The organism is Eubacterium barkeri (genome assembly GCF_900107125.1).
In the GTDB taxonomy this organism is placed as follows: Bacteria; Bacillota; Clostridia; order Eubacteriales; family Eubacteriaceae; genus Eubacterium_O; species Eubacterium_O barkeri.
Genome location: NZ_FNOU01000002.1, coordinates 134,779 through 151,470, shown reverse-complemented (window position 1 = coordinate 151,470; position 16,692 = coordinate 134,779). Strand labels below are relative to the sequence as shown.

Annotated in this window: 14 protein-coding genes; 3 read left to right on the top strand and 11 right to left on the bottom strand. The window is 51.2% G+C overall.

Going from position 1 to position 16,692, the window contains the following annotated elements:
- Positions 1–186: 186 nt before the first annotated feature.
- The 5 genes from rlmD to BLU30_RS01965 all read right to left on the bottom strand — a co-directional run bounded on the left by rlmD (position 187) and on the right by BLU30_RS01965 (position 4,919).
- Positions 187–1,551: a 23S rRNA (uracil(1939)-C(5))-methyltransferase RlmD gene (gene rlmD / locus BLU30_RS01985; protein WP_242873479.1), complete on the bottom strand. Its 1,365-nt coding sequence runs from the start codon at positions 1,549–1,551 to the stop codon at positions 187–189.
- Positions 1,541–1,918, bottom strand: coding sequence for a metal-dependent transcriptional regulator (locus BLU30_RS01980; protein ID WP_090242937.1), 378 nt, complete (start codon positions 1,916–1,918; stop codon positions 1,541–1,543). Before BLU30_RS01980 ends, rlmD begins: the two co-directional genes overlap by 11 nt.
- A 4-nt stretch (positions 1,919–1,922) precedes the next feature.
- Complete coding sequence (locus BLU30_RS01975) at positions 1,923–3,767, bottom strand: YgiQ family radical SAM protein (RefSeq protein ID WP_242873478.1); 1,845 nt, start codon at positions 3,765–3,767, stop codon at positions 1,923–1,925.
- A complete protein-coding gene (gene cobS, locus BLU30_RS01970; RefSeq protein WP_090242933.1) occupies positions 3,764–4,531 on the bottom strand; it encodes an adenosylcobinamide-GDP ribazoletransferase in 768 nt (255 codons plus the stop codon). The genes BLU30_RS01975 and cobS overlap by 4 nt, the downstream gene beginning before the upstream one ends.
- Before the next feature lie 115 nt (positions 4,532–4,646).
- Positions 4,647–4,919, bottom strand: a complete 273-nt coding sequence (locus BLU30_RS01965; RefSeq protein ID WP_090242931.1) for an HPr family phosphocarrier protein — start codon at positions 4,917–4,919, stop codon at positions 4,647–4,649.
- Between the two features lie 154 nt (positions 4,920–5,073).
- Between BLU30_RS01965 and BLU30_RS01960 the strand changes: the two genes are divergently transcribed.
- The gene (locus tag BLU30_RS01960; RefSeq protein WP_090242929.1) at positions 5,074–5,286 is read left to right on the top strand and encodes a DUF1858 domain-containing protein; all 213 of its coding nucleotides are present in this window, start codon (positions 5,074–5,076) and stop codon (positions 5,284–5,286) included.
- Between the two features lie 83 nt (positions 5,287–5,369).
- Entirely contained in the window at positions 5,370–6,503 is a 1,134-nt protein-coding gene (locus BLU30_RS01955; protein WP_090242927.1) for an aminotransferase class III-fold pyridoxal phosphate-dependent enzyme, read from the top strand.
- 94 nt (positions 6,504–6,597) lie between these two features.
- Here the strand turns inward: BLU30_RS01955 and BLU30_RS01950 are convergent, their stop codons facing one another.
- The gene (locus BLU30_RS01950; RefSeq protein ID WP_090242925.1) at positions 6,598–7,983 is read right to left on the bottom strand and encodes a sn-glycerol-1-phosphate dehydrogenase; all 1,386 of its coding nucleotides are present in this window, start codon (positions 7,981–7,983) and stop codon (positions 6,598–6,600) included.
- A 33-nt stretch (positions 7,984–8,016) separates the two neighbouring features.
- Complete coding sequence (locus BLU30_RS01945) at positions 8,017–9,690, bottom strand: ribulokinase (protein WP_090242923.1); 1,674 nt, start codon at positions 9,688–9,690, stop codon at positions 8,017–8,019.
- A gap of 231 nt (positions 9,691–9,921) precedes the next feature.
- On the opposite strand from BLU30_RS01945, the gene BLU30_RS01940 reads away from it, so the two are divergent.
- Positions 9,922–10,707, top strand: a complete 786-nt coding sequence (locus BLU30_RS01940) for a DeoR/GlpR family DNA-binding transcription regulator (protein ID WP_090242921.1) — start codon at positions 9,922–9,924, stop codon at positions 10,705–10,707.
- Positions 10,708–11,060: 353 nt separating this feature from the next.
- On the opposite strand, the gene BLU30_RS01935 is transcribed toward BLU30_RS01940, so the two are convergent.
- From BLU30_RS01935 to BLU30_RS01920, 4 genes are all read right to left on the bottom strand, one after another.
- Positions 11,061–11,456 (bottom strand): NifB/NifX family molybdenum-iron cluster-binding protein, encoded by a 396-nt coding sequence (locus BLU30_RS01935; RefSeq protein WP_090242918.1) that lies wholly within the window; start codon positions 11,454–11,456, stop codon positions 11,061–11,063.
- Positions 11,456–11,830: a DUF134 domain-containing protein gene (locus tag BLU30_RS01930; RefSeq protein ID WP_090242916.1), complete on the bottom strand. Its 375-nt coding sequence runs from the start codon at positions 11,828–11,830 to the stop codon at positions 11,456–11,458. The genes BLU30_RS01935 and BLU30_RS01930 overlap by 1 nt, the downstream gene beginning before the upstream one ends.
- Positions 11,831–11,895: 65 nt before the next feature.
- Positions 11,896–13,332 (bottom strand): MocR-like pyridoxine biosynthesis transcription factor PdxR, encoded by a 1,437-nt coding sequence (pdxR, locus tag BLU30_RS01925; RefSeq protein WP_090242915.1) that lies wholly within the window; start codon positions 13,330–13,332, stop codon positions 11,896–11,898.
- Between the two features lie 282 nt (positions 13,333–13,614).
- On the bottom strand, positions 13,615–16,560 hold the full coding sequence (locus tag BLU30_RS01920; protein ID WP_090242913.1) for a vitamin B12-dependent ribonucleotide reductase: 2,946 nt from the start codon (positions 16,558–16,560) through the stop codon (positions 13,615–13,617).
- Between the last annotated feature and the right edge of the window lie 132 nt (positions 16,561–16,692).

The following is a 16,692-nucleotide window of genomic DNA, read 5'->3' as shown; positions in this document are numbered from 1 at the left end:
ACACTCGGACTATGTCAGCAATTATATGCACTCACCAAGCCATATCCGAATAATCGGTCAACCCCTGTAAACACTCAATTTGAGTGCATTCCATTGTTGTTTTTGACTTGATTCAGATCATAGAGAAAAGTCAGCCACTCATCTATTTTTTCATAAATGCCGTATTTACGGGGTTTATCAGCACTATTAACCATCTGTACGGGTAAGCAAACAAACACTCTCAACATGCCCCGTCCGACAAAAAACATCCACCGGCCGGGCCCCCTCCAGGGCATATCCCAAGGCCCCAAAGGCCTTCACATCCCGGGCCAGGGTCGCCGGATTGCAGGAGACATACACCACCTGGGGGACCCGGTGATGGTGAATCAGCTCGATGATATGGGCATCTACCCCCTTCCGGGGCGGGTCCAGCACCACCAGATCCGGGGGACCCTCGCTGGCAATGCACTGGGCCATCAGGGCTTCCGCCTTGCCGCAGTAGAAAACCGCATTATCCACCCCATTACGGGCCGCATTCTCCCGGGCATCCGCCACCGCATCGGCAATCACCTCAATGCCCACCACCAACCTGGCCTGGGCAGCTAAAAAAATACCGATGGTCCCCGTCCCGCAAAACAAATCGTAGACCACCTCATGCCCATCCAGGGCAGCAGCCCTTAAGACCTCCTGGTACAGCACCAGGGTCTGCTGGGTATTGACCTGGAAAAAGGACCGGGGAGAAATGGAAAAAGCCAGATGCACCAAGGTCTCCTCAATCCGGGGTTCCCCCCAGAGGCACCGGGTCTCCTTCCCCAAAATCGTATTGCCCGGCCGGGCATTGATATTCACATTCAGGCTCTTAAGGCCCGGAATTTTCGGTATCAGGAAGTCGATGATTCCCTTTGCCTTGGCCTCGTCCCAGGCGGACACCACCAGGGTCAGCATCTCATCCCCCTGGGCACTCGTCCGCTGGACAATCCCCCGGAGTTCCCCCCGGTGCCGGGGCTCATCGTAGGGGGTCAGATAGCCCCCGGCCACCAGGGCTTCCCCGGCGGCAATGACCGCCCGGCAGCTCTCCTGTTGGTTTAAGCAGTCCCCAATGGGAATGAGACCATGGCTCTGACGTTTATAAAAGCCAATCCCCGAGGCATCCACCTTGAACTGGGCTTTATTCCGGTAACGACAGGGATTTTCCATTCCCAGGGTTTCGGCCACCCGGTCCTCGGCGTCGGCCACCCCGCCAATCCGGGACAGGGCATCCACCACAAATTTGCGCTTGAGCCGAAGCTCTGCCCCGTAGGTCATCTGCTGGGTCTGGCATCCACCACACTCCCCAAAATAAGGGCAATCCGGGGTAATCCGATCCGGAGAAGGCGTCTCAATGGCGATGATTTGCCCCACACCGTAGCGGGGCTTAATCGCCGTAATGGCCACCCGTACCTGGTCTCCCGGCACCCCATCATCCACAAAGATTGTCAAGCCATCGTACCGACCGATGCCCTGGCCCTTCTGGGTAAAATCTGTAATGGTGAGGGTGAGGTGCTCACCCACCACCAGGGGGTTAGTCTGCATTTAAAAATCCTTTCAATTTTTCAAAGGTTTCGTCACTGATGATATGCTCGATATTACAGGCATCCGCCTCAGCCACCGGGGCACTGACCTTCAGGACATCCGTTAAAAAGCGCATAATCAGGCAGTGCTTTTCATAGATGGCCATGCCCTTGGTCTTTCCAGCCTCGGTCAGGTAGATCTGGCCATAGCGCTCGTGCTCCACATAGCCCATCTCCTTCAATTTTCGAACGGCATCGTTGGCGCTGGCCTTAGTCACCTTCATGGCCGTGGCCAAATCCGTCACCCGAACGCCCTTCCCTTCCTTTGAATAATCCAGGTAGATGGTTTCAATATAATCTTCAATGGACTGGGTTAATTTTTCATTCATCACATCACCTTCTCTTGCCCCGGGGGGGCGTCTTCCTTCCTTTTTGTGGGTTCTTTGATCCTTTGGATGGGGGTGCCCAGATGAGGGCATCCTTCCCCGGTCCTATTAAATCCTGGCGTCCGGCCTTGATTAAGGCTTCCCGGACCAGGGCTTTATTCTTCGGATTATTAAACTGCAGCAGTGCCCGCTGGAGGGTTTTTTCACGCCCCTTGGGCACATAAATTGGGGCCATGGTTCGGGGATCGATCCCGGTATAATACATGGCCGTGGCCAAGCTTCCCGGAGTGGGGTAAAAATCCTGGACCTGCTCGGGGATCATGCCATGGGTCTTGAAATAGACACTCAGCGCCACCGCATCCTGTAAGGTGCTCCCCGGGTGGCTGCTGATGAAATAAGGGACGATGTACTGCTTCTTGCCCAGTTTCCGGTTCATGGCCTCAAAACGGGCTACAAAGGCCTCGTAAACCTCAAAGGCCGGCTTGCCCATGGCCGACAGCACAGATTTTCCCAAATGTTCCGGGGCTACCCGGAGTTGGCCGCTGATATGGTATTTCACCAATTCCTTGAGGAGACCGCTGTCCTTATCCTTTAGGAGATAATCGTAACGGATACCGGAGCGCACAAAGACCTTCTTAACCCCGGGGATCTGTCGGGCTTCCTTTAGAATATCACAATAGGCACTCTCATCGCAATCCAGATTTTTACAGGGGGTTGGAAATAAGCACTCCCGATGGCGGCAGACCCCGGAGGTTGTCTGTTTTTCACAGGCAGGATTTCTAAAATTAGCCGTCGGTCCCCCGATATCGTGGATATACCCCTTGAAATCTGACATCTGTGTCATTTTCTTGACTTCCCCTAAAATAGACGCCTTACTCCGACGCTGCATATACCGCCCCTGGTGGATGGCCAGGGCACAGAAGGCACAGCTGCCAAAGCATCCGCGGTTGGCGGTGACGCTGAATTTCATCTCTTCAAAGCTGGGGACCGGCGCTCCGCCCCCGAGGAGCCTGCCGGTATAGGGCAGATCGTAAATATCATCCATCTCCAGCTCCGTCAGGGGCATCTGGGGGGGATTCTGGAGGAAATAGACGCCGTCAACTTCCTGGATATAGGGCTCCTCACAAAAGGGATCACCCGACCCCTGAATGAGGGCTGCCCCCTGGGCAAAGGCCTGTTTATCCCCGGCCATTTCCACAAAGCTGGGCAGGAAAATCCCCTCCTGGGGTTTTTCTGTCACCAGACAGCCCGTTCCCCGGATATAGGTCAGGGCGTCCACGGGTAGTCCGGCATTCAGGGCCTCAGCCACTTCCAGGATAGCCTTCTCCCCCATGCCGTAAACCACTAGGTCTCCCTGGCAATCGTAGAGGATAGGCCGCCTCACCCCATCCTGCCAATAATCGTAATGGGCAAACCGCCTTAGGCTGGCCTCAATCCCTCCGATGATGATGGGGCTCCCTGGAAAGGCGTGTCGGATGAGGCTGCAATAGGTGATGATGGCCCGATTGGGACGTTTTCCCGGGACACCCCCAGGGGAATAAGCATCATCATGACGCTTTTTTTTATTGACGGTGTAGTGGTTCACCATGGAATCCAGATTCCCGGCAGTCACCAGAAATCCAAGGCGTGGTGAGCCCATGGCCTGAATATCCTTAGATCCCTGCCACCGGGGCTGGCTGATGACAGCCACACGGTAGCCGTAGGCATTTAAGACCCGGGCGATGATAGCCGCCCCACAACTGGAATGATCCACGAAGGCATCACCCGTCACCAGGATGAAATCCGGCTGTGCCCATTCCAGGGCCGCCATCTCCCCCTTATTCTTAGGAAAGGGTAAGGGTTCATTCCTCATGGTAGCACACCCACACATAAAAGGGGCCAATTCACCGCCACCACAGCGGCGATTAACAGGTAGGTGAGTTGACACAGCTCGATGGTCATACCGATGGTATCACCCGTCATCCCCCCAATACTCTTTTTAAAAAGGTGGCATAAATAGGCAGCCATGACCATAGCCCCCAGGGTTGCCACACCGGCGACCCAGCCAATGAATAGGTATCCCAGGGCCATAATCAGGATAAAATACAAGGCCACATGCCAAAAACGGGTGATCTCGACAATGCGTTTTCCCAGTCCCCCACCCCCCTCGGCATAGGTGGAGAAGCAGCAGTTCTGGATGCCGCAGAAGCGGCCCACCACTGGTGCCAGGACGATGGCCACCGGGTACAGGGGCAGGATGGTCTGATAACCGGCAAAGCTACCCAGGAAAAGGATGATTAAGGCAATGGCCCCAAAGGAGCCCAGTCGGCTGTCCTTCATGATTTCCATCACCCGGTCCCGGTCCCTGGCGCTCATCAGTCCATCGGTGGTATCCGCCACCCCATCTAAATGAAGTCCCCCGGAAATAAAAAGGTAGGCCAGGATGAGGATAACCCCGCCAATGGCCGGAACGTGAAGAAAGCCCACCAGCCAGGCCACCAGATACAGCCACAGCCCAATGAGCAGCCCGACAATGGGCATGACGGTCATGGACTGATAAAACTCATCCTCTGTCACATCCGCCACATTAATTTTAATACGGGTAAAAAACGAAATAGCGATTAATAATTGACGCATACATACTCCTTAATTTCAATAGACTAAAAAAACAAAGAAGATGAACATCCTAATGGAAATCCACCTTCTTTATCATATCATGACCTTGGGGCGTTTACCAAGCCTTCCCAAAGATTTATTCGTCCTTCATTCCAAATTTGCTGTCGATCAGACTCTCGAGTTTTGTCATTGCGGCGGCTTCATCATCTCCGGCAATCTCAAGGGTAATTTCGTCCCCTTGTTGCACAGATAGAATCATGACTCCCATGATGCTTTTGGCATTCACACGGGTAGACCCTTTGCTGATATAGATTTCACTGGCAAACCGATTTGTATTTTGTACAAATACAGATGCTGGTTTCGAGTGTAAACCCGCGCGGTTTTTAATCACCACATTTTTCGTTATCACGTCACACACCCCTTCTATCGGAATTTTCTATCGATTACATTATACAATGGATTTCATAAATTAGCAAGAGCTTTACTTGGAAATTCATGACTTGCCTTTATCTTTTTTTAATTATATAATAGACATGTTCAAAAAATCATTATAGGAGGATATTATGTCAGAAGCAAAAGTGACAAAAGATATGGGTATTTTAGAAGCCGTCGAACAATATCCGGACTCCGTTCCGGTATTCCAGGCTTTTGGAATGCATTGTTTCGGCTGTATGGCCGCCCGTTTTGAAAACATCGAACAAGGGTGTGCTGCCCACGGGATCGATGCCGACGAAATGGTTCAGGCCATTAACAACGCCTTAAGTGCAGTCAAGTAATGATGAAAGCGGCGCCTTCCCGGCGCCGTTTTTTATAACCAGCCGGAAATCATATCTATTAATTATTGATAAGGAGACACGCCATGGGAAAAGAAAACCACATCGCACAGCAATTGAGTCATTTATTTAATGACCAGTTTACCATCACCTCCCCCCATATGCAGTACCTTAGGGATTCCAACAGCAGGGAATACATCGGGTATTATTCTGACTGCCTGCTCTGGGACTTTGGATACCTGAATTCCACCATTAATCACCGCATTAACGCTGCGGTAATGACCCAACGGGCCTCGGATTCCCCCATTAATATCGATGTGCTCATCGCTGAAATCCAGGGACTTCTCATTCCCCATCTCCCCAAGGGCTTTAAGTCCCTTTATTTTAACCAAACCGATTTCGGTGACATCCTAAGCCAAACTTTTTTAACGACAAAGAAAACAAACTTTCTGACCCTGGAGTCCACAGGACTCCCCCTTCATCTTTCTGGAGAACGGATTACCGCCATCAACGATTGCCATAACCTCGAAGATTTTGGAGATTTGGAGCGCTTTTTAAAGGATCAGAAAAAAAATACCGCAGCGTTCCTCATTGACCCCTATATCAAGGAGAAGGGCCGTCTGGCCACCCCAGAGGAAATGGCCTCTCTGCTTCAATTTATCACTCAATCCGGCATTCCCCTCATCTGGATCGAAAGCAGCATCGGACTGGGGCGAACGGGGCAGCTGTTTACCGCTGCTTACTACAATGTCAAGCCTGATCTACTGGTCTATAGTGGCGATCTCTTGGGGGACCGCCAAATCCACCTCTTAGCCACCACCAGAAAGTATAAAAAGGCCATCGCCGCCCAGGCACCGACACTCCGTCCAGGGGACGCCGGAAGCCTGCTCATGTTTAATGTGCTTTTAGAATCTCTAATACAGGATGACATGCTGGGCCGTATACAGTCCCTGGGGCACCGCTTTCTCGGAAAGGTTCGGGCCCTGGACGCCAACACCACAGAAACCTTTTTATTCCGTGGGGTTGGGCTATGCCTCTTCCTGGATTTTCAAAAGCCGGGAAGGGCCAAAGATTTCCAAAACTTTATGGCCGCCAGGGGAATCCTCGTCCATCTCTCACCGTGGCGTCCATCCGTGGTCTGCCTCTTCCCACCCTTTATTTTAGAGGATGCCGATGTGGATACCTTCATCGAAGGAATGATGCAGTTTTTTCTGAAATAAAAGAATGAGACGGTGAACGAAAGGTTCACCGTCTCAGAATGTGACAAATGGGTTTGTCGCAGTCTAAGGGGGGCGCAAAACGCGACCCCCTTTATTATTTCATGTACCGCGTTGCCATCTCCTGGGCAATGTCCTCTAACATCCCCAAATCATAGAAGAGCTGCAGGGTGCCATAACGGTTACGCAGTTCCTTGGCGTAGGTGATAATATCCACCAAATCCCCTTGGGTCAAGGGATAACCAGAGGGATCGGTCAAGCCCCCCAGACAGCCTAAAAGCTTCGGACAGGCCGCCAGCTTCTCACTCACGTCCCGCACCATCCCCAAAATCTCATCCTCATGGGCCTCAATGGCATCGATGCGCTTCAGTACCGCATCCCCATCATTTTGCCGGGCCGTCTCGTACAGCTTAATCACCTCATCCGCCCCTAATCCAAAGGAACGTTTAATTTCAGCCACCCAGGCATCGTGATCAAAGGCTACTGCATGGGCCCGGGCCTTCTGGTAATCCAGGGGCTTGGATAAAAAGCTTTTGTACATCTCCCCAATGAGACAGGTCGCCATCCCCACATTGGTGCCATGGAGCTCACCGTATTCCCCGGCGAAGATCGACTTCATTTCCAGGAAGTGGGCAATATGATGCTCCGAAGAGGAAGCCGGCCGGGAGAAACCGATATAGCTCATGGCGATGCCAATGAGCACCAGGGATTCCATGAGATACTGAAGGGCGATGGGGTCTCGTTTTTCGAGCCCCGGCACCGTATCCACGCACTTCTTAACGGAATACAGGACCAGCTCCCCAACTTCAGGACAGTAGTATTCCCCATTAATGACCTGGGAGATTCGCCAATCACTGATGGCCAGATATTTCCCAAGGACATCCCCTAAACCAGCGGCAATCATATGCATGGGTGCCGTGGCCAGATAATCCGTATCACCGATGATGGCAGCGGCACATTCCGCCGTATAGGTAATTTTCAAATGATTGTGGACCAGGGGCGAAACATTGGAGGCATAGCCATCCATGGAGGGCGCCGTGGCCACAATGTAGTAAGGTACCCCGGCATGAAAAGCCACATATCGGGTAATATCATTGAGAGAGCCCGAACCCACAGCGATGATCAGGGAAATATCCTCGGGAAGCTGGGCACGCATCTCGTCCACATACCGCTCTTCGGCGTGCATAGAGGCATGGGGGAATACATAATCCGTCGTGGAATAGCCCGCTGCTGCCAGCCGTTCCTTGACATCCTTCCCTGCCACCCCCTCGGTATTGACATCGCTGACCACGAAAATCTTATCCACGGCTTTATCGAAGACCCGGTCGTCCTTGATGACTTGCTTGTCAATCATGGCGCTCAACTGGCTGATTACACCCTTCCCAATGGCAATATTCTGGATATTGGCCAAATGGGTCTTCCCACAGCTGCATTTGAATTCGGTATTAATTAATTCGTTAATTGTTTTATCTAAAAAACTCATTTTAATTTTGCTCTCCTGACATGAATTGGGGGATTAACGATCGATGGCGGCTTCCCTGATTTTCTTAAGGCGTTTCATCATATCGTTTTGACCCCGGCCAAAAAGGTTATGGAGTTCTAAAAACTCAGCGTACAATTGATCATAAACCTTGGCGTTGTCCTCATTGGGGATATACTCGATATCCGTTAAATTGGCCATCACCTTGGTGGCATCGAAGACAGAATCGTACCCGCCCCGGTCTGTTCCGGCAGCCAAAGCACCGAATACGGCGGCACCCAGGGCCGGACCATATTCTGAGCCTGCAATGCGGATGGGGCGTCGGGTGACATCGGCGTAGATCTGCATCATCATGGGGTTTTTCTGGGAAATTCCACCCGTTGCAAAAATCTTATCCGTATCCACACCGTGCTTTGCAAAGTTTTCAACAATGACCCGGGTGCCAAAGGCTGTGGCTTCGATTAAGGCACGATACATCTCTTCGGGCTTGGTGGTTAAGCGCATACCCATCATCAGCCCCACAAGGTCGTTATCCAGGAGAATGGAGCGGTTGCCATTCCACCAGTCTAAAGCCACCAGGCCACTTTCCCCAGGGGTAAGCTTAGAAGCCTTCTCCGTCAGGTATTGATGAAGATTCATTCCCGCTTCTGCAGCGGCCTGGGCGTAGGACTGGGGCACACAATTATCCACAAACCACGCGAAGTGGTCCCCCACGCAGCTCTGGCCAGCTTCATACCCAATAAATCCTGGCAGCATGCCGTCTTCCACCACCCCGAATGCCCCGGGGACGATGCGTTCCTGCTTGCTCACTAACATATGACAGCTGGAGGTTCCCATGATGATGAGCATCTGGTTTTCAGCCACTTCCTTCAGGGCGCCCGGCACCCCGGAGTGGGCGTCGATATTCGCCGTGGAAACCGCCGTCCCCACCTTAAGACCCGTTAGCTTCGCCCCGGCTTCGTTAATCTCCCCAGCCTTGGTGCCAATGGCCTGAACCGGTGCCTTGAGCTTTTCTTCAATGACATTTTCCAGTTTTGGATGCAGCGCCTTAAAGAATGTCTTGGAGGGGTAGCCCTCAGTCTTATGCCACAGCGCCTTATACCCAGCTGCACAGGAATTTCGGACATTCACCCCGGTCATCTGCCAGATGATCCAGTCCCCAGCTTCCACATATTGGTCCATATCATCGTAGAGCTCGGGGTTTTCTGCGGCAATCTTCCAGAGCCGTGGGAAAAGGGACTCCGAAGAGGCCTTCCCCCCGTAACGGGCCAGGAAGGTTTCCCCCCGCTGCTCGGCAATCTCCGTTAATCGGTTGGCATAATCCTGGGCGGCGTGGTGCTTCCATAACTGGACATAGGCCATGGGATCTTCCCGGTACTTTTCAGTAAAGCACAGGGGATTACCCTGGGCATCCACTGGAAATACCGTGCAAGCTGTAAAGTCAACCCCCACACCAATGACATCCTCGGCGCTGACATCGGTTTTTTTAAGAACCTCCGGGATCGTGTGGGTGAGCACATCCAAATAATCCTGGGGATATTGCAGGGCATAGTCCACTGGCAGCTTTTTACCGCTTGGAAGGGCTTCTTCCATCACGGCATGGGGATACTCATAGACGCTGGAGCCCATTTCTTTGCCGGTTTGAACATTGACCAAAACCGCACGGCCTGATAATGTCCCAAAATCAATACCAATCGAATATTTCGCCATCTTACTCTCCTTTTTTTCGAACACTTTAAATCCGATTCGTGGTCCAACGGACTCCCCCCGACGGACGAATCGAGAACTTCCAGAAAGAAATTGATTAAATGTTCGAAATATGTTATATTTGTTCATATAATAGCACATTCCAAAGGAAGGGTCAATTCATTCTATCCAGAATTTTTGCATTGGTGCTTTTCTTTTACAAAATTTCTAACATGGGACTAAGGAGATTCCGACGTGGCAAAAAAACAACGACTTGAAGAAATATGGAAGATGATTGAAAAACGAGGAACGGTTGAAGTATCCCAACTCTGCGCGGTCTACAACGTCACCCCAATGACCATTCGACGAGATTTGGATACCTTAGAAGAGCAGGGGAAGATCATACGAACCCATGGTGGTGCCATCATTAACAACGAAGATCTTCTTTTGGAGAAACCCATCCATTTAAGGCTGCATTCCGACATTCCCCTCAAAGAAGCCATTGGCCACGCCGCATCTAAACTTTTATACGACGGTGAGCGGGTCCTCATTGCATCGGGCTCCACCATCTATCACTTTGCCCGGATGATCGATAATTCAAGGCGGCTCATGGTGGTCACCAACAGCTTAAACGTCGCCACTGAGCTCAGCACCCGAAACAGCATTTCCATTCTCCAACTGGGGGGCACCCTGCGCAGCAATACCCTGACCACCACTGGAAATTTCGCCTGTACCATGCTGGAGCAATTTCATTTTGATGCCTGCTTCGTTGGGGCGACAGCCCTGGATGCCCATGGTGTTTTTTACCACCACAGCCTGGTGGAGAAGGATATCTTCGACCGCCTGCGCACCCTAACCGATCAAATCATCCTGTTGGCAGATTCCAGTAAGCTGGGGCAGTGCGATTTTGTCAAAGTGGGTCAACTGGAAGCTGGCGATACCCTTATCACCGATACCGGTATTCCAGGGGATTTAAAAGCCCATTTTGAAGAAAAGGGCATCCGCATCCTCTGCATCCAGGCGGACGAAGACGAAGGATAACGCGTTCCTTCTGTTAGCTCATGCGAAAAAAAAATGGCATCAGATGCCATCAGAGTGTTAACAAAGTGGTGCAGCACGGTCCGGGAGAGGATAAAAAAGATTCACCCCGGACCCCAAGCGCTGATGAACAAAGGGAAACCTCTCAATCGTCAGTACACAAAACCTTCGGTTTTGATCGAGTTGTTGGCAGGTTTACTTTCTTAACTTGACACAAACCGAGAACTCCAGCCCGCAGGGGCGCCAGAGTTCTCGTATTTTTATCCGCTCCCAAACCTGGGTTTATCGACAGTCTGAAATGGCATCATACTTGCCGAGAGCCTCTGCGGATGAACGCCCCCCTTTACTTTAACCCTCTAATGTCCACAATGCCCGGAGCCACAGCCCTGGCTACCGCATTGGTGCCCTTCCCCGTGGCCATGGTGGTCACAATTGGCCTGTGTATTTTGCTGAAGGGACCCCGCCAGCAGCGCCTCCACCGCATCATCTGCGGATCCCTTAACCCCGGCGAATAAATCAATTCCCACTTCGGATAATGCCCGCTGGGCACCACCGCCGATCCCGCCACAAATCAGGGTGTCCACATCCAGCTTATGGAGGATATCTGCCAAGGCACCGTGACCAGAGCCATTGGTATTGACCGTGGTCGCACTCACCACCCGTCCATCCTGGACATCATACACCTTAAAACGCTCGGTGTGACCAAAATGCTGAAAAATCCAACCATCTTCAACTGTTACTGCGATTCTCATCAAATTCCTCCTTCGTGGGGACAATAAACCGTCATCTTTGCGCAGCGGTGGGGACAATGGCCGTGGCAGCCTCGGGCAGGGTGGTCACACAAAATGACATTCCCGCCTTCAATCTTAAGGCGCTTCCCCTCCACCAGACATACTGCCAGTTTTTTCCGGGCACTATTATAAATCGCCTGTGCCGTCGTCCGGGCAATATCCATATTCTTTGCACATTCCTCCTGGTTCAGTCCCTCCAAATCGATGAGTCGAATGGTTTCAAATTCATCCATGGCCATAATCACTGTCTGGTCCTCATCACCCATGGGGACAGGGATTAAACCTGTATTCCTGGGTTTTGCACAAATACGCCGCTTTTTGCAAGGTCTTGGCATGTCCTCACATCCTTTCTTTCTGACATATGCCAGTAACTTAATCATACACCCATTTCCGGCATATGTCAATAATTCTTTTCACCCAGAACTCCCCAAGCTGTTTTCAAGCGCCCGATGGCATTATAAATGGCGGATTCCGTAAATTCAGCATATCCCAGGACCACCATATTCCGGGGCATCTGTTCTTCTGAAAGCATATAGTACTCAGATAACCCATAAACACGAATTCCCTTTTCCTTAGCCCTGGCCACCAGCTCTGCTTCCGTCATGCCGTTCTCAACGGTCAACAGAAGATGCAGCCCGGCACTGTCCCCCAAAATGCTTATTGGATTTTCCCCTTTGGGATCATTGCCGCCAAGGGCGGAAACCATGGCATCCCGACGGCGGCCATAAATTTTATGCATCCGATGGAGATGCCGCTCAAAATGCCCATCCATCATAAAGCGATGGAGGGTGTGTTGTTCAAATCGGGAAACCGTGGAGGAGTAAAAGGAAAAAAACTGGCCGTAACGCTTTAGCAGCGGCGGTGGCAGAATCATATAAGAGATACGCATGGATGGTGCCAGGCTCCGGGTAAAGGTGTTGAAATAGATGACACAATCCGATGAATCCAGGCCCTGGAGTGCGGGTATGGGCCGACCCTTGAATCGGAACTCACTATCGTAGTCATCCTCTAAAATATACCGGCCCCTTTCCTCAGCCGCCCACTTGAGAAGCGCCATCCTTCGCCGAAGGGGCATGACAATCCCCAGGGGAAACTGATGGGAGGGGGTCGTATGGACCACCGATGCTCCGGATTCCCTTAAGTGCGTAATGGATAACCCCTCCTGATCCAAAGAAATGGGCGAAACGGATACCCCGGCAGACTGCAGTACACGGTATACTTTTTCATAATTGGGATTCTCCATGGCATACAGCTGGTCCCGCCCAATAAGCTGGACGGCCAATCCCAGCAAATATTCAGAGCCCGCCCCCACAATGACCTGCTCCGGGGTACACCGTACCCCGCGATACTGATGGACATAATCGACAATGGCTTTTCTTAAGGGATAGTATCCCCTGGGGTCCACAGCCTTTAATAAGGCGCCATCCTCTTCACTGAGCACCTGACGTGATATTTTTGCCCAGGTGGGAAAGGGAAAACAGGACGCATCAACGGTGTTGGTCACAAAGTCATACTCCCACTGCTCCTTTTTATCTGGCATATAATCCCCGTCCAAAGAAGGTGGCGATGATAACGGAGTATCCGGCAGCACATCCTCTAAGGGGGACACATAAAAGCCACTGCGTGGCCGTGCTTCAATATATCCCTCGGCCACCAACTGGTCATAGGCAGCAGCTACGGTATTCTGGCTGATTTTAAGGTGCTCGGCCATCTGCCGTTTGGAGGCCAGCTTTTCGCCTGTTTTCAAATTCCCTGCCATAATTTCTCGTCGGATCTGTTGGTATAGTTGTCGATACAAGGGCTCGTAATGGTCATTTTTTAGTACAAAGGTCAGCATGGTCTCCTCCCCATTTCTCTCAAAATACGAAAAAGGCTGCATACCATTGATACGCAGCCTCAGACTGTTGACAAACCCAGGGAAGGGAGCGGATAAAAATACGAGAACCCCGGTGCCCCTGCGGACTGAAACTTTCAACTTTCATCAAATTAAGAAAGTAAACCCGCCTTAAACCTTATCAAAACCGAAGGTTTTGCGCACTGACAAATGCACGGCTTCCCTTTGTTCGTCAGCGCTTGGGGTCCGGGGTGAATCTTTTTTATCCGCTCCCTTCCCAGACTACTAGGAGCAGCCCGTCGTCGTTCCGCAGTCCAGACACACCTTGCAGGTTCCATTCCGCACTAAACGGTCACTCCCACAATTGGAACACACCTCACCATAGATCTTTTCACTTTGGGCCAGGTCGATGTCAGTCCCCAGGGATTCCGAATCCACCATGGTCATCTGTTTAGGCTCCCGCTCCGAACGATAATGATGATGGGCTGGTTTTACCTGACAGCGGCTGTAATCCCCGCACTCAATATCGATAACCTTGGAAATTAAATCCGAAATCGAAGAAGCATACTTAATGTAAGGATGCCGTGACACAAATCCCGAGGGCTCATACTTTTGTCCCCTTAAAATGGACGAGATATCCACCGGAGGGATATTGTATTGGAGCATATGGGAAATGGTTTTAGACAAGGAGGCCAGCAGCCCCTTCACCACAGTCCCATCCCGATCCGTGGAAACAAAAAGTTCTGAAATCCGATCATCTTCATAAAAGCCAATGGTGATATACAATTCGATATCCCCCATTTTGGCCGAGTGGGTACGGCTATTTCGAACCCCCTTTGGCTTCTTCCGTGTGGGTACCCCTTTGTTACACTTCTTGGCAAAGGCCAACAAATCCTTATAGGTACAATCCTCCAGCTCTTCATCCGAGGAAATGGATTTTCCAGAAGATAAGGGCTGGGATGCCTTACAGCCATCCCGATAAATGGCGATGGCCTTTGTCCCGGTCTCATAGGCCAGGAGATGGATCTTTCGTACCTCATCCACCGTGGCATCCGATGGCAGGTTGACGGTTTTAGACACCGACCCGCTGATCATGGGGGTAATGGCCGCCACCATGAGCACATGGCCCTCTGGACGGATGGTATTGGCCGTATCAAAGACTGGCAGATGCTCGGTTTTTAAATGGGGTGCCCCCTCTAGGGTATCGTGAACCATATAACCGGATTCATCCTTATCCATCATATATTCTACAATGTCCTGGATTTCCTCTTTATTGTATCCTAAGGTATTCAGCGCCGTTTCGATCACCGGGTTAACAATTTCCATTGAACCGCCACCCACCAGCTTTTTAAAGACCACGTGGTTGTAGAAGGGCTCAACCGAGGTTGCCCCACAATCCATGGCAAAGGAAATAGTTCCCGTTGGAGCAATGACACTCACCTGGGCGTTCCGGTAGCCAAAGGCTTCGCCATATTCCATAGCATCCTGCCAAGCATCCTTCACCCGGCTGCTGATATTCTCAAATCCCATGTTTAACAGGATGGAGTGGTCAATGAATACCGGCTTATAGGGAATTTCTTCAAGGGCATCCGTCAGTGTCCCCGCTACCCGGCTGTGGTTACGGATGACCCGATGCATATACGCTTTGTTCACCTCGTACTTTTTAAAGGGACCCACAGCACTGGCCATGAGCGCCGAAACGTAATAGGAATGCCCAGTCATAATCCCTGCCAGGGCTGCGGTGAGGCTTCTGGCCTCCTCGGAATCATAGGGATAACCCAGGGCCAGGATGACAGAGGCCGTATTGGCCAGGCCTAAACCCGTCGTTCGGAACAAATCGCTCTTCCTTGCCACATCCACCGTGGGGAACTGTCCCCAATGGATGGAGGCTTCTAAAACCAATTGGATGAGTCCCGCCAGATGGGCAAAGAGCTCAATATCGATTTTCTTCGTCTTGGCATTGAAGAAACGATAAGTATTGATGGACGCCAGATTACAGGCCGTATCATCTAAAAAAGCATACTCTGAACACGGATTGGTGGCATTGATCCGATTTTTTTTCTGGGTGGTATCCCCATCCTCACCACCGGGGCAGGTGTGCCAGGCGTTAAAAATATCGTCAAATTGCAGGCCAGGGTCCGCACATTTCCAGGCCGCCGTATTGATTTTATTCCAGATTTTAGCAACAGAAACCTCGTGGTCCACCTGGTGATCCACCCGTCCCTTAAGGGTCATGGTCCGTTCTGGATTATTCTGGAGATCCTTCACCGCCTCCATAAAGGTTCGGTTCAGCCGAACGGAATTATTGGAATTCTGCCCTGCTACGGTTCGATAGGCTTCACCGTCCATGGTGGTATCGTAGCCCATCTTCCCCAGGGCGCGCACCTTTTCTTCCTCCCGAACCTTCCAATCGATAAAGGTTTCAATTTCAGGATGGTCAACGTCGACAATAACCATTTTAGCGGCGCGCCTTGTGGTTCCTCCAGACTTAATGGCACCGGCATTCCGGTCCAGTCCCAACAGAAAGCTCATCATCCCGGAGGAATGTCCGCCACTGGTTAACGCTTCATTTTCACCCCGAAGGGATGAAAAATTGGTCCCCACACCAGATCCGCCCTTAAAGAGTTTGGTTTCGCTCACATAATGATCGGAGATGGAGTGTTCCCCCAGCAGCTTATCTTCAATGGATAAAATAAAGCACGCCGAGGACTGGGTTCTGGAGAAGCGATCCGGTGATTCCACCACCTTCCCCAGTTTTTCATCAAAATAGTACAGGCTATCTGAATCCCCGGCAATGCCATAGCTTCTTTTGATCCCGGTGTTGAACCACTGGGGTGAATTTGGTGCCCACATTTGGGAAAGCAGGGCAAAAACCAATTCGTCGTAGAAAATCTGCCACTCTTCCTGGGTTGTTATAATCCCTTCATCCCTTAGGGCATCTGCCCAAAAGCCAACCATCCGATCGGCCACTTCCCGCATGCTGTATTCATAACCCCGTCCATTGGGAATCCCATTTCGGCGGAAATATTTGCTGGCAATGATGTTGCAGGCATTCTGGGAATAGTTGACGGGAAATTCCAGACCCGCCATTTCCAGAAGAATGTCCCCTGTTTGATAGTTCATCAGGGTAACATCAACCTCCTGCCACTCAAAAAGATCGTATACTGTTTTAGACCCATCGGCAATTTCTGCCGTAAAATGACGCATAAAAAGATCTTTGATGCTCTTCACTTCGTTCTCCAATTCTTGTTATTGCTGACCTACTATATATAGGTTCTCTGCAATTATACCACACTTTAGACACCATATCTTGACTTTTTTATATGTAAAGCAGAAGCATTCTTCCAAGGCCCCAGGCTCCGT